Annotated in this window: 13 protein-coding genes; 12 read left to right on the forward strand and 1 reads right to left on the reverse strand. The window is 39.9% G+C overall.

Annotation, left to right across the window (positions count from 1 at the left end; genetic code table 11):
* The first annotated feature begins 68 nt into the window (after window positions 1–68).
* The 5 genes from ACFSGI_RS04375 to ACFSGI_RS04395 all read left to right on the forward strand — a co-directional run bounded on the left by ACFSGI_RS04375 (window position 69) and on the right by ACFSGI_RS04395 (window position 5,976).
* Entirely contained in the window at window positions 69–1,052 is a 984-nt protein-coding gene (locus ACFSGI_RS04375) for a cation diffusion facilitator family transporter (protein ID WP_204822970.1), read from the forward strand.
* 11 nt (window positions 1,053–1,063) lie between these two features.
* Window positions 1,064–3,469 (forward strand): single-stranded-DNA-specific exonuclease RecJ, encoded by a 2,406-nt coding sequence (recJ, locus tag ACFSGI_RS04380; protein ID WP_204822971.1) that lies wholly within the window; start codon window positions 1,064–1,066, stop codon window positions 3,467–3,469.
* Window positions 3,470–3,519: 50 nt separating this feature from the next.
* A complete protein-coding gene (locus ACFSGI_RS04385) occupies window positions 3,520–4,038 on the forward strand; it encodes an adenine phosphoribosyltransferase (RefSeq protein WP_204822972.1) in 519 nt (172 codons plus the stop codon).
* A gap of 245 nt (window positions 4,039–4,283) precedes the next feature.
* Window positions 4,284–4,781, forward strand: a complete 498-nt coding sequence (locus ACFSGI_RS04390; protein ID WP_204822973.1) for a cation:proton antiporter regulatory subunit — start codon at window positions 4,284–4,286, stop codon at window positions 4,779–4,781.
* A 1-nt stretch (window position 4,782) separates the two neighbouring features.
* Window positions 4,783–5,976, forward strand: coding sequence for a cation:proton antiporter (locus tag ACFSGI_RS04395; protein WP_204822974.1), 1,194 nt, complete (start codon window positions 4,783–4,785; stop codon window positions 5,974–5,976).
* Window positions 5,977–6,273: 297 nt separating this feature from the next.
* Here the strand turns inward: ACFSGI_RS04395 and uraA are convergent, their stop codons facing one another.
* The gene (gene uraA / locus ACFSGI_RS04400; protein WP_204822975.1) at window positions 6,274–7,593 is read right to left on the reverse strand and encodes a uracil permease; all 1,320 of its coding nucleotides are present in this window, start codon (window positions 7,591–7,593) and stop codon (window positions 6,274–6,276) included.
* 374 nt (window positions 7,594–7,967) lie between these two features.
* On the opposite strand from uraA, the gene ACFSGI_RS04405 reads away from it, so the two are divergent.
* From ACFSGI_RS04405 to ACFSGI_RS04435, 7 genes are all read left to right on the forward strand, one after another.
* The gene (locus ACFSGI_RS04405) at window positions 7,968–10,142 is read left to right on the forward strand and encodes a RelA/SpoT family protein (RefSeq protein ID WP_204822976.1); all 2,175 of its coding nucleotides are present in this window, start codon (window positions 7,968–7,970) and stop codon (window positions 10,140–10,142) included.
* A gap of 94 nt (window positions 10,143–10,236) precedes the next feature.
* Window positions 10,237–10,689 (forward strand): D-aminoacyl-tRNA deacylase, encoded by a 453-nt coding sequence (gene dtd, locus ACFSGI_RS04410; RefSeq protein WP_204822977.1) that lies wholly within the window; start codon window positions 10,237–10,239, stop codon window positions 10,687–10,689.
* A 219-nt stretch (window positions 10,690–10,908) separates the two neighbouring features.
* Window positions 10,909–11,415: a type 1 glutamine amidotransferase domain-containing protein gene (locus ACFSGI_RS04415; RefSeq protein ID WP_204822978.1), complete on the forward strand. Its 507-nt coding sequence runs from the start codon at window positions 10,909–10,911 to the stop codon at window positions 11,413–11,415.
* 83 nt (window positions 11,416–11,498) lie between these two features.
* Window positions 11,499–11,945 (forward strand): hypothetical protein, encoded by a 447-nt coding sequence (locus ACFSGI_RS04420; RefSeq protein ID WP_204822979.1) that lies wholly within the window; start codon window positions 11,499–11,501, stop codon window positions 11,943–11,945.
* Between the two features lie 860 nt (window positions 11,946–12,805).
* Complete coding sequence (gene hisS, locus ACFSGI_RS04425; protein WP_204822980.1) at window positions 12,806–14,050, forward strand: histidine--tRNA ligase; 1,245 nt, start codon at window positions 12,806–12,808, stop codon at window positions 14,048–14,050.
* Between the two features lie 84 nt (window positions 14,051–14,134).
* Window positions 14,135–15,925 (forward strand): aspartate--tRNA ligase, encoded by a 1,791-nt coding sequence (gene aspS, locus ACFSGI_RS04430; protein WP_204822981.1) that lies wholly within the window; start codon window positions 14,135–14,137, stop codon window positions 15,923–15,925.
* Window positions 15,926–15,991: 66 nt separating this feature from the next.
* Entirely contained in the window at window positions 15,992–16,747 is a 756-nt protein-coding gene (locus ACFSGI_RS04435) for a tRNA threonylcarbamoyladenosine dehydratase (protein WP_204822982.1), read from the forward strand.
* Window positions 16,748–16,755 lie beyond the last annotated feature (8 nt).

Below are 16,755 nucleotides of genomic sequence, written 5' to 3' on the forward strand. Positions count from 1 at the left end.
CAAGTCCAACATGTTGAAGCCGCGTCCTGTTACAGACGCGGCTTTATGTTGTTTTAGGAGGGGAAATCGTGAAAAACCAGGATATCCATCAAGGAGAAAAGGTGTTTTGGACATCGGTTGTTACGGGACTTGGATTGGCGATTGTCAAAGGAGTCACCGGTTATATTGCTAACAATAAAGCATTGATGGGAGATGCATTATATACAGCTTCTACAGCAGCAAGTAGTCTTGTCGAGCGTTTATCCAATCCCAATGGGACTGCAAAACAGCATGCACGCCAACATAACAAATTAGCTCAAAATCAACCTCCTGCTAAAACAGGTGCTCCATTTGCTAACTTGATGATCACAGTGCTTTTGCTGTTAGGTGGATTAGAAATTGGAATTTCAGCTGTACGTGATCTGATGTCTATAGAGACTCCTGATCCTAAACCATATGCTATTATTCCTGTGTTTTTGTCTATTGCTATCAATGAAGCAGTGTTTCGTTATCGCTATCGTTATGCGAAAAAGCAAAAAAATGCTCGTCTAGCAGATGATGTAGATAATCATCGATATTCGTTGTATTCTTCTATTCTGGTGCTTGCCGGGATGTTAAGTACAATTGCGGCTTTGGAACTGAATATCGATCAACTGTATTATATTGAACCTATTTCAGCTATTCTGGTGGCTGGTATTGTATGGCGTCAAGGATATCGGATTGCGAAGCACTCTATTTATGGATCACTTGTACAAGAACTGGATCAACAGGATGCTGTCGATTTTATGGATACGGTACAACGTGTACAGGGTGTTATTACTGTAGAAGAATTAAAAGCACAAGAAGTAGGAGACAGTGTCAAAATTGATCTCAAAATCAGTGTGAATCCGCAAATTACCGTTCGAGAATCGGCAGAAATTGCAGAGTATGCCAAAAATTTATTATTAAGTCGATTTGCTCATGTCAGTAGTGTACAGGTACAAGTGGTACCTTATAACGGAGGATATCCGTATAAATCAAATTACGAACTGACGCAAAGCAGAGATACATCTGGGAATGGTATGCTTCAATAAGGAGGAACCGCATGATTCATTCACAATATCATTGGAATATTCGTCGTCCTGATCAGACGATTTCACAGTCTCTCGCTAATAAGTTAGGCATATCTTCATTGATGTCTACTCTTTTGACAAGTAGAGGCTATACAGAGGAACAACAAGCACTGCATTTTCTTCATGGAAGTCGTGATGATATTCATGATCCGTATTTGCTAGCAGGTATGACAGAAGCGGTGACAAGAATACGCCAAGCTCTAGATCAACAAGAGAAAATATGGATCTATGGGGATTACGATGCAGATGGCGTATCCAGTACGACACTTATGATCTATTTGTTACGTCATGTAAAGGCTGACTTTGATACTTATATTCCTCATCGTTCTAAAGAAGGGTATGGTCTGCATCAACATGCAATCGATCAAGCTCATGCACAAGGTGTGACTTTAATTATTACAGTCGATACAGGTATTAGTGCAGTAGAGCAAATTGCTCATGCAGCACAATATGGAATAGATGTCATTGTTACCGATCATCATGAACCACCTGCTATACTGCCTCAAGCATACGCATTAGTGAATCCGAAGCTACCTTATTGTCCGTATCCGTTTAAAGGGTTAGCAGGAGTTGGGGTTGCTTTTAAGCTTGCACATGCTTTATTAGGTTCTATGCCTGAACAATGGTTAGAAATCGTCGCTATCGGTACGGTAGCCGATCTGATGCCACTTGAAGGTGAGAACCGCATGATGGTACGTGCAGGTGTAGAAAAAATGAAAAATAGTTCATTTGTAGGGATTACCGCCCTAATGAATGTAGCTGGTATTGAACATGAACAAGTATCTGCTACTCATATTGCTTTTGCTATGGCTCCTCGTATCAATGCAAGTGGACGAATGGAACATGCGATGCGTGCTGTTGAATTGTTAACAACAACAGATCCAGAGCAAGCTGATTATATTTCTCATGAATTAGATCAATTGAACAAATCTCGGCAAGAGCTTGTAAATACAATCACTCAAGAAGCGCACCAGATGGTTGCAAAAGGATATGAAGGACAGACCAAAGAGATTCCAGATGTTATTGTAGTTGCAGGAGAAGGTTGGAATCCAGGTGTAGTCGGTATTGTCGCTTCTAAATTGTTAGATCGTTATTATCGCCCTACGATTGTACTAGGGATCGATCCCGTAACAGGAATGTGTAAAGGATCGGCACGTTCGATAGATGGATATGATATTTATCAAGCGCTACTGGATTGTGCCGACCTCATGGATCATTTTGGAGGGCATCCAGCGGCGGCAGGAATGACACTGCATCGCGATCAATTGGCTGACTTTCGTGAAGCTTTGAATAAGCGAGCAGCTACCATCTTGACTGAAAAAGAATTGGTTCCTCAAACGCAAGCTGATTGTGAATGTGAGTTAAAAGAGTTGTCTTTATCAGCGATTGAGGAATTAGATCAATTGGCTCCTTTTGGGATGTCTAATCCGTTACCTCGGATTGTGCTACGTGGTGTTACAGTCATTCAAGCCAAAACGATCGGTAAAACAGGTACACATCTGCGATTAGTTGTAGAACAAGGAGATACCATGATCGAAGGTGTTGCTTTTGGTAAAGGAGAACTTGCAGGTCTACTTGCGGAAGGAGATCATATTGATCTGCTTGCTGAAACGAGTATCAATGAATGGCGAGGGAATCGTAAGCCTCAATTGATGATTCAAGATATTGCGGTACCGGGTCTACAAATCTGGGATCGACGGGATAGCAAAGCGATTGATAGCGAGTTGACCAAAGTTCGTCAGCAATTTGGACGTTATATGGCAATGGAACAAGGACAATGGGCTATATTAAGTGAAGAAGATGAAGATTTATTAAAAAGCCAATTGTGTGATGTATCCCTTTGGGGTTATGATAGAAAGGCTGGCATTATCGCTGGCAATACTATTTCTATGCAATATGGTGCAGAAGCTGTACGCACATTATGTGTATTGTCTTTACCAGCGCATACAGGGCAATTGGATATGATTTTTGCCCAGTTCACTTCTCTTGAAAATATCATTCTTCTCCATGATAAGCGGCAACAGCAGGAACTTCTGCAAAAACCTGATCGGGATCAATTTAAATTGATCTATGGATGGCTTGTCAAAAGCAATCAGCAATTTGTTCATGAAGATGAGCTTATTCCTTACCTGAGTCAAAAAACATCCAGTTCAATAAGAATGGTACAGCTTATGCTGGAAGTATTCGAGGAACTGGAATTTATTATCCGAGAGCAAGGAAAGGTTACGGTTAATGCTTCTCCTTCCAAACGTCCTCTGGATAGTTCAAAGCGGTATCAGGAACTTGGCGAGCTGGCTGAAATGGAATATATGTTATGTGAAAGTGATCTGCCGCAGTTAACATCATGGATGATTTCCCGCATGCAAGGCGCGTCATAACAAAAAAGTATAGGGTTAAACAGGTTTTTTATTTTGAGGAGGAGATTTTTTTGGATTTTAAAGAGTACATTCGCGTGATTCCTGATTTCCCGCAAGAAGGAATCAGTTTTAAAGATATCACCACTTTGATGCAAAATGGACCTGTATATCAACAGTCTATCAATGAACTGAAAAAAATGGTTGAGCATTTACAAATTGATGTGATTGCTGGGCCAGAAGCACGCGGTTTTGTAGTAGGTGCGCCATTAGCTTATGCATTAGGCGTAGCTTTTGTACCTATTCGCAAAGCTGGTAAACTTCCTTACAAAACGATTCAAGCAGATTATGCACTTGAATATGGTCAAGATAGCCTGGCGATGCATGCTGATGCGATCACAGAAGGACAAAACGTTCTGATTGCAGATGATCTTCTTGCTACAGGTGGTACAATCGCTACATCTATCAATTTGATTCGTCAATTAGGTGGTAATGTAGTAGGTACAGCATTTATGATCGAGTTGCAAGACTTAAATGGTCGTGAAAAATTACCAGACGTAGATGTGTTCACATTGACACAATATCCGTTCTAAAACGGAGCATTTCCCGGGAAATAAAAAATGGATATGTAAAAAGCGTTGTAATATCTCCCGATTACCAATAACTATTATTGGTAAATCGGGTTTTTTGGCGTTTTTTGAGCTAAATTGGTCAAAAATGAGTTTTTTTATGAAACCTATTGAATAGAAGTACGTATAACCTTGTAGAAGCATACTGTATGTACAGTTATTTCTGTATAAGCAAGTCATGCTATTTTAAAGATAAAGGAGGGGGAAGTATGGCTAACATTCGTGAGACGGACTTACCCGGTATTGGCAGGAAATTTTCAGTAGAAACAGATGAGAGTGAGAAAATTTCAATTATTGTCCATGAAGATGGGAAGCGAGAGATTTTTCACAATCCACCGGACAGCCCGGAAGATTATGAGTTGGTCGTTACACTTGGAGATGTAGAGGCTCGTCAGATTGCTAGTATTATTGGTGGGATGAGCTATCGACCTAGTGGACTGGAGCAAGCTGAATTATCGTTATCTCAATTAAGTATCGAGTGGTACAAGTTGAAAAGAAATATGGATTGTCTGGGTAAAACGATTGGCGACTTAGCGATTCGCGAAAATACAGGCACTGTTATTATTGCAAGTATTGAATCCAGTCGTAAGCAGAAGATCAGTCCAGGGCCAGAATATGTACTGCAAGAAGGATATACACTTGTAGTCGCTGGTGAGCGTAGTGGTATTCAGATTCTTAAGCAGTTGCTTGAGAGGGGGTCTGGATAATATGGACTATATTGTTTTTGAGATTGGGATTGCGGTTCTGTTAGTCGCTCTAGCAGGATTACTTGCATCCAAATTGAAGTTCTCGGTAGTTCCTTTTTATATTTTAGCAGGAATGGCTGTAGGGCCTCATGCACCTGTATTTGGCATTTTGGATTTTCGATTTATTCAAAGTGCAGAATTAATAGAATTTATGGGAAAGATCGGCGTTATCTTCCTACTGTTCTATCTGGGACTCGAATTCTCGGTAGGTCGGTTGGTCAAAGCCGGTAAATCGATAGCGATTGGCGGAACGATTTATATTGGAATTAACTTTACACTTGGATTGCTGTTCGGTTTTGCAACCGGATTTGGTATCAAAGAAACATTGGTAATTGCAGGGATTACAACAATCTCTTCCAGTGCGATTGTAGCGAAAGTGTTAGTTGATCTCAAACGGACTGCTAATCCGGAAACAGAAATGATACTGGGTATTATTATGTTTGAAGATGTATTTTTAGCAGTGTATCTATCTGTACTCTCCGGTCTATTGTTAAGTGGAGCGACTTCGATTGGTGGTATTCTTCTATCTGCTGCTCTAGCACTTGGATATATGTTATTGATTCTAGTAGTCGGACGAAAAGCGGTACCATTATTGAATAAATTACTCAATATACCGTCTAATGAAATTTTTATGTGTACTGTTTTTGCTGCTTTATTTTTAATCGCTGGATTTTCCGAAACGATTCATGTCGCAGAAGCTATCGGTGCTTTGTTAGTAGGTCTTGTTCTTGCCGAAACTTCGCATATGCATCGGATCGAAAAAATTATTTTACCTTTCCGCGATTTCTTCGGTGCATTGTTCTTCTTTAGCTTTGGACTGACGATTGATCCATTGTCATTAGGTGGAAGTGCTGTCTGGTTAGCGATTGGCGCTGTAATCTTAACGATGATTGGTAATTACTCGGCAGGAATGTTAGCAGGTAAAACAGCTAATTTGTCGCCTAAATCTTCATCCAATGTTGGACTAACAATTATGTCCCGTGGTGAATTTTCGATTATTGTAGCGAATCTGGGTGCTGCTGGTGGACTGGCTGCGATTTTACAACCGTTTGCTGCAATCTATGTACTCATTTTAGCGATTTTGGGCCCATTGATGACCAAAGAATCAAAATGGATTCACAATGGAATAGCTCGTATTTTCAGACTCAAAAAATAAGCAAATTATTTTCCTATAACACGTCGAGCGAACAGATGTGAGCGTTATTCAGCAACCATATAGTCAGTATGGTATATGACTCGTATTATAAGAAAATGACTTGCTTGGGATGGTTATAATAACCTTGATATCTCGAACAGAAAATACAATGCTATATCTAAAAATAAACAAGTAAAACAATTCAATAAAAAAGACTACCTCTGTACAAGTATGCTGTACGCAAAAGGTAGTCTTTTTTATTTATTATTTGTTATTCAATAGTGAATGAACTTGGATCAGACAAATTAGGTGAATAGATCAATCTGGATTTTTGGCCGGCATAGATGGATCGTCTTTATCATTGGATAATCCAGTCACATGTAGCAAACGGAAAAATAAGCTCAATACAATACCTACAATCGTAGCGAGAGCCATTCCTTTTAACTCGACAGAGCCAAATTTCAAAGTCGCTCCGCTTAGACCTGTGATTAATACCATCGTTGTAAGAAGCATATTTTGAGCTTTAGAATAATCGACTTTTTGCTCTACCAGAATCCGTAGACCTGAAGCAGCAATTACACCGAATAGCAGAAGAGAAACACCACCCATCACTGGTTGAGGAATCGCAGAGATCGCTCCTGTAAATGTACCTGAGAATGATAATACGATAGCAAATAACGCTGCACCTGCAATGACATAGATAGAATACACTTTTGTTAATGCCATTACCCCGATATTTTCACCGTATGTTGTATTTGGTGTTGAACCGACAAATCCAGACAATATCGTTGAAATACCATTTCCTAATAATGAACGATGAAGCCCAGGGTCTTTGGATAAATTTTTGCCAACGATATTACTGGTGACTAGCAAGTGACCGACATGTTCAACAATAACAACTAAAGCCACTGGAATAATAGTCAAAATCACAGACCAGTTAAAAGAAGGTGTAACCACCTGTGGTAATTGGATAAAGCTTGCTTCATGAATTTTGGTCGTATCAACTAATCCCATCGGAAAAGCAAGACCGTAACCAACAGCAATACCAATTAGAATATGTATGATTTTGGGGAATCCACGAAATGTTACTGCCCCTAGAAGCGTAACTCCTAGTGTAATCAGTGATAGTGTAATAACTTTCATATCAGGAGCCCAAGTACTTGCATCTGCACCAGAAGGAGCTATAAATCCAGCCATCTGTGCGGCAACAGGAATCAATTCAAGTCCGATCAAAGCAACAATAGCGCCCATAGCTGCCGGTGGAAATACAATATCTAACCAGCGTGTGCCTGCATATTTTACAATAAGAGCGACCAGTGCAAAGATAACACCTGTTATAATAAAAGCACCTAAAGCTAAAGAATATCCATTCTCATCAAAACCGTATTTGGTCAAAACAAGGGTAACTGGAGCGATAAACGCAAAACTAGACCCGAGATAAGCCGGAATTTTGCCCCGACAGATCCAAATGTAAAGCAGGGTTCCTATACCATTCATCAACAAAATCATACCTGGATCAACATGGAATAGATTAGGAACAAGAACAGTACTTCCGAACATAGCAAAAAGATGCTGTAAGCTTAACAGCAATCCCTGAAATAAAGGCAGTTTCTCATTCACTTGAATTTCACGCTGCACGCTATTCACTCCTCTTTATCAAATGGCACTACGTTAATCGTTGAACAACGCTCGGACTCACAACCAGAACGCATATCTTTAATAGCTTAATGAGTTTGGATGTTTTTTTCAATAACGTTTTTCATAAAAGCTTGATAATCTTCATAAACCATTCATCCAGAATGGTTGACGCGGATACGTGCAAGAGGCATAATTATAGGAAATCCCCTTTTCGGAACCTGATGCCACACAGATATGGGCAGGTTCCATTTTGATATGTATTTTTGACAACTACTGAAAATGTAAAAGAAGATGTGAAAACAGGTGAAATTCTTTGTTTGTAAAAAGAACTCACAATGTTTATTTATAAATAGAAAGGATACGACAACGATTCTATGGGCATAGAGCGATTACTTGAAAAGGCGTCCGCCTACATTAAAGAAAAGGATCTTCACCGCATACGGGAAGCCTATGAGTTTGCTGATCAAGCCCATCACGGCCAGGTGCGGAAGTCAGGAGAACCTTATATTTTGCATCCTTTGGCGGTTGCAGATATTGTTGTTGGCATGGAAATGGATACGATCTCCATTATCGCCGCACTTCTGCATGATGTTGTTGAAGATACCACCGTATCCCTTGATGAAATTCGTACCCGGTTTGGCGATAACTGTGCCATGCTGGTTGATGGTCTAACCAAGCTAGAACGAATTAAATTCCGTTCCAAAGAAGAGCAACAAAATGAGAACTATCGTAAAATGTTTATCGCAATGGCGCAGGATATCCGCGTAATTGTGATTAAACTAGCTGACCGTCTGCATAATATGCGTACACTCAAATATCAATCCGAAGAAAGCCAGCGCCGGATTGCTTATGAAACGCTTGAAATTTTCTGTCCTGTCGCACATCGTCTAGGTATATCGGCGATTAAATGGGAAATGGAAGATATAGCTCTTCGCTACTTGAATCCACAACAATATTACCGTATTGCAAATTTGATGCATAAAAAACGTGCTGAACGTGAACAATATATCGATAATGTTATTGGTCGCATTAATGAAAAGCTGTCAGAGATGGGTGTAGAAGCTGATCTTTCCGGTAGACCCAAACATATCTATAGTGTGTATCAAAAAATGACGATCAAAAACAAACAGTTTAATGAAATCTACGATCTATTGGCTATCCGTATTATCGTAGATAATATTAAAGATTGTTATGCTACGCTTGGTATTATTCATACGTTATGGAAGCCGATGCCAGGTCGATTCAAAGACTATATTGCTATGCCTAAAACAAATATGTATCAGTCTTTGCATACAACGGTTGTAGGGCCAAATGGTGAGCCTACAGAAGTACAAATTCGCACATGGGATATGCACCGGACTGCTGAATTTGGTATTGCCGCTCACTGGGCTTACAAAGAAGGCACAACAGGTACGATCGAAAATAAAGTTCCTTTTTTCAAAGAAATTCTCGAATTACAGCATGAAGCAAAAGACGCTTCTGAATTTGTAGAATCACTCAAAATGGACTTTTTCTCTGATTTGGTATTTGTATTTACTCCAAAAGGTGAAGTTATTGAATTACCCATCGGTTCAGTACCACTCGATTTTGCTTACCGTATTCATACTGAGGTCGGAAATCGAACGATTGGTGCTAAAGTTAACGGTCGTATTGTACCGCTCGATCATCGCTTAAAAACAGGCGATATTATCGAAATTTTGACATCCAAACATTCATATGGCCCAAGTCAGGATTGGCTCAAAATTGCTCAATCTTCTCATGCACGTAGTAAAATCAAGCAATGGTTCAAAAAAGAGAAGCGTGAAGAAAATGTAGAAAAAGGTCGCGAAGCATTAGAACGTGAAATCAAGCGCCTTAATCTGGAGCCTTCGGTCTGGTTAACCGATGATAAATTAGTTGAAGTCGGCAAAAAATTCGCGTTTCATGATAGCGAAGATATGTTATCTGCGATTGGATTCGGTGGGATTACAGCAGCTCAAGTCTGTACACGTTTAACCGAGAAATTGCGTAAAGAACAAGAAGAATCCGCAATGATCGAACTGAGTGAACAGGTGAAAGAAGTCAAAACAGCACCGGAAGAAAAACGTCCACGTCCAACCAATGGTGTGAGTGTCAAAGGCATTGATAATCTATTGGTTCGTTTTGCTCGCTGTTGTAATCCGGTTCCAGGTGATGATATTGTCGGTTATGTAACACGCGGACGGGGTGTCTCGATTCACCGTAGCGACTGTACGAATGTACCTGATATTAGTGACAATAGTGAAGCAGCACGTATTATCGAAGTCGGCTGGGAAAATGCTGTCGAGTCGAACTACAGTGTCGATATTGAAATTACAGGTCATGATCGTCGCGGATTGCTGAATGAAGTATTGCAGACAGTGGCTGAAAATAAAACCAATATTTCAGCGGTATCTGGACGTTCAGATAAAAACAAAATGGCTATGATTCATATGACGATTCTGATTCGGAATACCGATCATTTACAATCGGTTGTTGATAAAATCAAACGAATCCAAGATGTATATACCGTTCACCGGATCATGCAATAATACCAATTAAACGTCACACCAATTGAAAAGAAGCTAATCTCCCTTACCGGAATCATTAGCTTCTTTTCTACATAGAAAGGCAGGATATAGACTTATGAGAGTAGTTGTTCAACGTTGCAAGCATGCTTCTGTCACCGTAAATGAAGAGATTGTCGGACAAATTGGAAAAGGATTAATGGTATTAGTCGGTGTTACCCATACAGACACAATAGAAGACGCAAAGTATCTTGCAGGGAAAGTAGCAGGAATTCGTATTTTTGAAGATGAACAAGGGAAAATGAATCTGGGTCTACAAGATATCGGTGGTGAAGTATTGTCTGTATCCCAGTTTACGTTATATGGAGATTGTCGCAAAGGAAAGCGTCCAGGATTCAGTGATGCTGCACGTCCTGAAGTCGCTACACCTATCTATGAGGCTTTTAATGAAGCTTTACGGAGTCTAGGTGTAGGTGTGGAAACAGGTATATTTGGCGCGGATATGGATGTATCTTTGACCAATTGGGGGCCAGTAACATTAATTATCGATAGCCCTACCGCTAAACATTAAGGTTTGATAATGTAGATTATTGATACTACACATATGATGTGGATACGAATAAAAGGGCAATCTTTTGAACAAAAGATTGCCCTTTTTGTTATTTATTTATCAATTCAAGAGCGTATTGTGGTAGAACAACAAAAGAAGAGGGTAATAAGAAAGCGAGAACAATTACAGTATTGTACTGTATAGAATATTAGATAGCATCACGAAAGGAGAACTATTCCCATGAGTAAAGTAGCATTTTTATTAGCAGACCAATTTGAAGATTCCGAAATGCAGGTGCCTTATGACGAGCTGAAAAAAGCAGGTCATGATGTAGATATCATCGGTCTCCAAAAAGGAGAAACGGTGAAAGGTAAAAACGGTAAAGAAGAATATACGATCGAAAAAGCAATCAGTGAAGTGAACGCTGCGGATTATGATGCAGTCGTGATCCCTGGTGGTTCTTCACCGGAAGGCTTGCGCTTGGATCAAGACATTTTGAAATTTGTGACTGAAGTAAATACAGCCAAAAAACCTATCGCAGCAATTTGCCATGGCCCACAAATTCTGGCAAGTGCCGATTTGCTTAAAGGACGTACTATCACTTCATTCCCTCCTCTCAAAGACGATATGGTCAATGCAGGAGCAACATTTGAAGATGGTGAAGCGATTGTAGACGGTAACTTTATTACTTCTCGTACACCTGAAGACGAGCCAGCTTTTGTACGTGAAATTTTAAAAGCATTGTAAATATAACGCACCATGAAAAGATTTCTTTTTCTTAAATAGATGTCTGTAATATGTATTTAAAATACAGCAAGGAGGTAATGACAATGACTAAACATATTCAAGCTTATTTTCAAACAGAAGATCAAGCAGAAGGTGCTAGAACAACTCTGCAAACGTTCAATGTAAAACAACTTGAGGTGGGACGTTTACCTCACCAAATTAGTCAAAGTGGTAAAGTATTAGTACCACTCGTTCCGATTGCTACAAATACAGGCGGTGCTGTCGGTACAGCAGGTGCACCATCTGGAGCAGGCCCAGGCGGTATCGTGGCTCCAACAGCTATTATTGAAAATCGTGAAGATCGTCTAGAGGGTGAAGATTCTCCTCATAGCGACAACGATAACGATTCAGCTTACAGTGCAAGCAATGCGACAGAAAAAGATTATGATGATCTGAAATATGTACTGTCTGCTTCTGTGATGGAAGCTGATGTAGAACATGTGGTTCAAGCATTACGTACAAATAATGCTTTTGTCGAGATTTTAGATTAATCATTATTGTATGAGTCAATAGATTATATAATCGGTGTTACAGGTGGAGATTACTCATCTGTAGCACCTTTTTTGTTAAATAAGATGATTAAAGTTTACCTATTGTAATGAAACTGTAATATAGGAAACATCTTCTCTTAACAATCACCATCTATAATGTACCTATGACCCCCTTTTTAACATACTATGTTGGCCTACAGCCCGTTGCTGTAGGTTATTTTTTTGTATTTAGCGATATAGGGTTGTTGTGTAGTATATTTTTATTAAGTGAAAGTGTTGACTTTAATGCAGTGGTTCATTACAATCGTTAAATATAACATCGTTCTGACGGTGAGCTGGATAAAATGATTTTGCCACTCGCTAGTAGATCCGATATCAAGAAATGTAATATAAGATTATTGCAACATAAATAATCTTTAAATATACGAATTTGTAGACGGGAAAAGTAGCTTAGACCGATACAGTATCGATAATTGATAAAGAGAGGAATTCCGCGGCTGGAAGAATTCCCTGTATCCCTTTGTGAAAAGACCTCCCCGAGAACATGATGTGAAAGATAGAAAAGTGAGACAGTATAGCTGTAGATTCATATTTGCAGTATGACTAATCCTTTTGGAATCCAAGTAACCTCATGCGTAGTCAGCGGGCGTTAACCGCTAATGAAGCGAGTGCAATTGTTGTACTTTAGACCAGACGTTTATCGTTTGATTTAGAAAGTTGTATTCGAAATGTGGGTGGTACCACGGGTGAATGGAATAATCCAATCCCTCGTCCCTGTTTATAATAAACAGAGGCGTGGGATTTTTTTGTGTCATTTGAGAAAAGGATCAAGAATCACTTGAATCAAGGAGGAATCAGTAATGGCTTTTCAAAAACCAACAGGTACACAAGATTTTTTACCGGGTAAAGTAGAAAAATGGCAGTATATCGAACAACAAGCACGCGATTTATGTAGAAGATATAACTATCGCGAGATACGTACACCATTATTCGAATCTACAGAATTGTTCCAACGCGGTGTAGGGGAAACAACCGATGTGGTACAGAAAGAAATGTACACGTTTGAAGATAAAGGTGGCAGAAGTATGACGCTACGTCCTGAAGGGACGGCTGGTGTAGTACGTGCTTATGCTGAAAATAAATTGTATGGCGAGCCTGATGTCAGCAAATTATATTATATGGGACCTATGTTCCGTTATGAGCGTCCACAAGCAGGACGTTATCGTCAATTTCACCAGTTTGGTATCGAAGCTTTTGGCTCTGTTGATCCAGCGATTGATGCAGAAGTCATTGCTCTAGGCTTAGAATTTTTTAGAGAATTAGGGTTAAAAGGAGTTACGGTTGAAGTAAACTCTGTTGGTACAGCCGAGACACGCGCGAACTATAACGAGACATTGCTTGGATTCTTGCGCCCGATGCGTGATACCTTGTGTAAAGATTGTCAAACGCGGATGGAACGTAACCCGATGCGTGTGTTAGATTGCAAAATCGATCACGACAAATTCGTCGATGCGCCTTCGATTCTAGATAGCTTGGATGAAGAAAGTACAGCTTATTTTGCTAAAGTCAAAGAGTATTTGGAAATTATGGATGTAGAGTATACGATCAATCCTCGTCTGGTACGTGGTTTAGATTATTATGCTCACACCGCTTTTGAATACAAAGCACAGGGAATCGGTGCGATAGATACCGTTGGTGGTGGAGGACGTTATACCAAATTAGTGTCTGAAGTCGGTGGACCGGATCAACCGGGTATTGGCTTTGGTATCGGCATGGAACGTCTACAATTGTTACTGGAAGATCAAGAAGTGGATGTTCCAGCTATTCAACCACTTGATGTATATTTGCTTGCGTTAGGTGAAGCAGCAGAAGTTGAAGTAGTTAAACAATTGTTCAAATTACGTAAACTAGGATTTTCCGCAGAGCGCGATTATCTAGGACGTAAAATGAAAGCTCAAATGAAATCAGCCGACCGCTTCAAAGCCCGCTATACAGCAATCTTGGGTGATGATGAATTACTACGTGGTGAAATTGCACTAAAACGTATGGATACTGGTGAACAGCAAACTGTCAAAATGGACGAGTTAGCAGATCACTTGAAATAAATAGCTATCGCTAAATCAAGCCAAACCGCATGACTGCAAATAGCAAAAAACGATTAACTCAATTTAAAGGAGAATGAATAACTTATGTTAAGGACTCATAACTGTGGACAATTAACAACTGCCAACATTGGCGAAACGATTACGTTGAACGGCTGGGTACAGACTCGTCGTGACTTGGGTGGCGTACTATTTATCGATCTACGTGACCGTACAGGGATTGTACAAGTTGTATTTAACCCTGCATACTCTGGAGACGCTTTGCAAATCGCAGATCGTGTTCGTAGTGAATATGTATTAGCGGTTAAAGGTGAAGTGGTACTACGTGACGATGAGACGATCAACAAAAACTTGCCTACAGGTGAGATTGAAGTACGTATTACCGAAATCGAAGTATTGAATGCAGCGAAAACTCCTCCATTCTTTATCGAAGACGATATCGAAGTGGATGAATCGGTTCGTTTGAAATATCGTTACTTGGACTTGCGTCGCCCTGAAATGCAAAAAACATTGATGTTGCGTTCCAAAGCAGCTAAAATCTTCCGCGATTTCTTAGATGGCGAAGGCTTTATTGATGTAGAAACACCGATTTTGACAAAGAGTTCACCAGAAGGTGCGCGTGATTATCTTGTACCAAGTCGTGTTCATGCAGGCGAATTTTTCGCATTGCCACAATCTCCACAGATCTTTAAACAATTGTTAATGGTAAGTGGATTGGAACGTTACTACCAGATCGCTCGTTGTTTCCGTGATGAAGACTTGCGTTCAGACCGTCAGCCTGAATTTACACAGGTCGATATCGAGACTTCATTCTTAACACAGGACAACTTGCTTGATATGATGGAACAATTAATGGTGAAATTATTTAAAGAAACCGTCAACGTAGATATTCCTACACCATTCCAACGCATTACACATGCAGATGCAATGGATAAATACGGTTCAGATAAACCAGACCTTCGTTTTGGCTTAGAATTGGTAAATGTGAGTGATATTGTAGCATCTAGTGGTGTTAAAGTATTTGCTTCTGTGATTGAAAAAGGCGGAGAAGTGAAATGCTTAAACGCTAAAGGCTGTGGTACATGGACTCGTAAAGAAATCGATAGCTTAGAGCCATATGCAGCACGTTATGGCGCTAAAGGTCTAGCTTGGATTCAAGTGAAAGAAGGCGAGCTTAAAGGACCTATCGTTAAGTTCTTCAACGAGCAAGAATTAGAGCAAATCAAAGCAGCAGTAGGCGCAGAAGATGGAGACTTGTTGTTATTCTCAGCAGATACGAAAAAAGTCGTTGCCGATGTATTGGGCGCTTTGCGTCTGAAAATTGGACGTGATCTTGGTCTAATCGATGATAAAGCATTCAAATTTGTATGGGTAGTAGACTTCCCATTACTTGGCTATGATGAAGATGCAAAACGTTATGTTGCAGAACACCATCCGTTCACACGTCCTCGTGAAGAAGATGTACATCTGTTTGATACAGATCCTGGTCAAATTCGTGCGCAAGCTTACGATATCGTATTGAATGGTTATGAAGTTGGTGGCGGTTCGATGCGTATTTACAAACGTGATGTACAAGAAAAAATGTTCGCAGCGCTAGGTCTTCCAGAAGAAGAATCTCGTGATAAATTCGGTTACTTGATGGATGCATTCGAATACGGAACACCTCCACATGGCGGTATTGCTTTTGGATTTGACCGTCTAGTGATGTTGCTTGCAGGACGTACGAACTTGCGTGAAACGATCGCATTCCCGAAAACAGCCAATGCAACTGATCTATTGATGGATGCACCGTCTGAAGTAGATGTTTCTCAATTGCAACAATTGCATATCAAGCTTGCTAAAAAACCAGGCGACGATAAAAAACAAGACAATAAATAATATTTTTTTAAAAGTATAATTTTAATAGTTATCGTTCCCCATCTATAAAGAAAGGAGTGAACATCAATGTTAAATCAATTCTCACGTACAGAACTTGCTTTTGGTCCAGAAGGTATGGAAGTGATGAAAAATAGTACAGTTGCTGTTCTTGGTATTGGTGGAGTTGGTTCGATTGCGGTTGAAGCTCTAGCACGTACAGGAGTTGGTCGCATTATTTTGATTGATAAAGATACGGTCGATATTACTAATATCAATCGTCAAATTCATGCACTAACCACTACCGTTGGACAAAAGAAAGCTGATCTGATGGTAGATCGTGTCAAATTGATCAATCCAGAATGTGAAGCAATCGCACTGAACATGTTTTATACCGAGGAAACGTATGAAGAATTATTCAAATATGATCTTGATTATGTGATTGATGCTTCAGATACGATCATTTACAAAATCCATTTGATCAAACAATGCTTAGAACGTAAGATTCCGGTGATTTCCAGTATGGGAGCAGCCAATAAAATGGACCCTAGTCAATTTCAGGTCGCAGATATTTCACAAACGAAGATGGACCCGATTGCACGTATTGTTCGTACCAAATTGCGTCAAGAAGGCATCAAAAAAGGTGTGAAAGTAGTCTTTTCTACCGAAAAACCGATGAAACCACGTCAAGATATTACCGACAAAATCGTGCCTGAAAATGCACCAGAGATTCGCAAAGCAAAACAACCACCAGCAAGTAACGCTTTCGTACCACCTGTAGCAGGACTGATCATGGTCAGTGTAACTGTTCGTGAACTGCTTGAAAAAAATGGTATCGAACTGTAAAATGTATT

Source organism: Paenibacillus nicotianae (genome assembly GCF_042681745.1).
GTDB lineage: Bacteria > Bacillota > Bacilli > Paenibacillales > Paenibacillaceae > Saccharibacillus > Saccharibacillus nicotianae.

Excerpts from the sequence above, each read along its gene's own strand:
- recJ (WP_204822971.1), top strand. The coding sequence starts at position 1,064 with ATGATTCATTCACAATATCATTGGAATATTCGTCGTCCTGATCAGACG.
- ACFSGI_RS04390 (WP_204822973.1), top strand. The coding sequence starts at position 4,284 with ATGGCTAACATTCGTGAGACGGACTTACCCGGTATTGGCAGGAAATTT.
- ACFSGI_RS04395 (WP_204822974.1), top strand. The coding sequence starts at position 4,783 with ATGGACTATATTGTTTTTGAGATTGGGATTGCGGTTCTGTTAGTCGCT.
- ACFSGI_RS04405 (WP_204822976.1), top strand. The coding sequence starts at position 7,968 with ATGGGCATAGAGCGATTACTTGAAAAGGCGTCCGCCTACATTAAAGAA.
- dtd (WP_204822977.1), top strand. The coding sequence starts at position 10,237 with ATGAGAGTAGTTGTTCAACGTTGCAAGCATGCTTCTGTCACCGTAAAT.
- ACFSGI_RS04415 (WP_204822978.1), top strand. The coding sequence starts at position 10,909 with ATGAGTAAAGTAGCATTTTTATTAGCAGACCAATTTGAAGATTCCGAA.
- ACFSGI_RS04420 (WP_204822979.1), top strand. The coding sequence starts at position 11,499 with ATGACTAAACATATTCAAGCTTATTTTCAAACAGAAGATCAAGCAGAA.
- hisS (WP_204822980.1), top strand. The coding sequence starts at position 12,806 with ATGGCTTTTCAAAAACCAACAGGTACACAAGATTTTTTACCGGGTAAA.
- aspS (WP_204822981.1), top strand. The coding sequence starts at position 14,135 with ATGTTAAGGACTCATAACTGTGGACAATTAACAACTGCCAACATTGGC.
- ACFSGI_RS04435 (WP_204822982.1), top strand. The coding sequence starts at position 15,992 with ATGTTAAATCAATTCTCACGTACAGAACTTGCTTTTGGTCCAGAAGGT.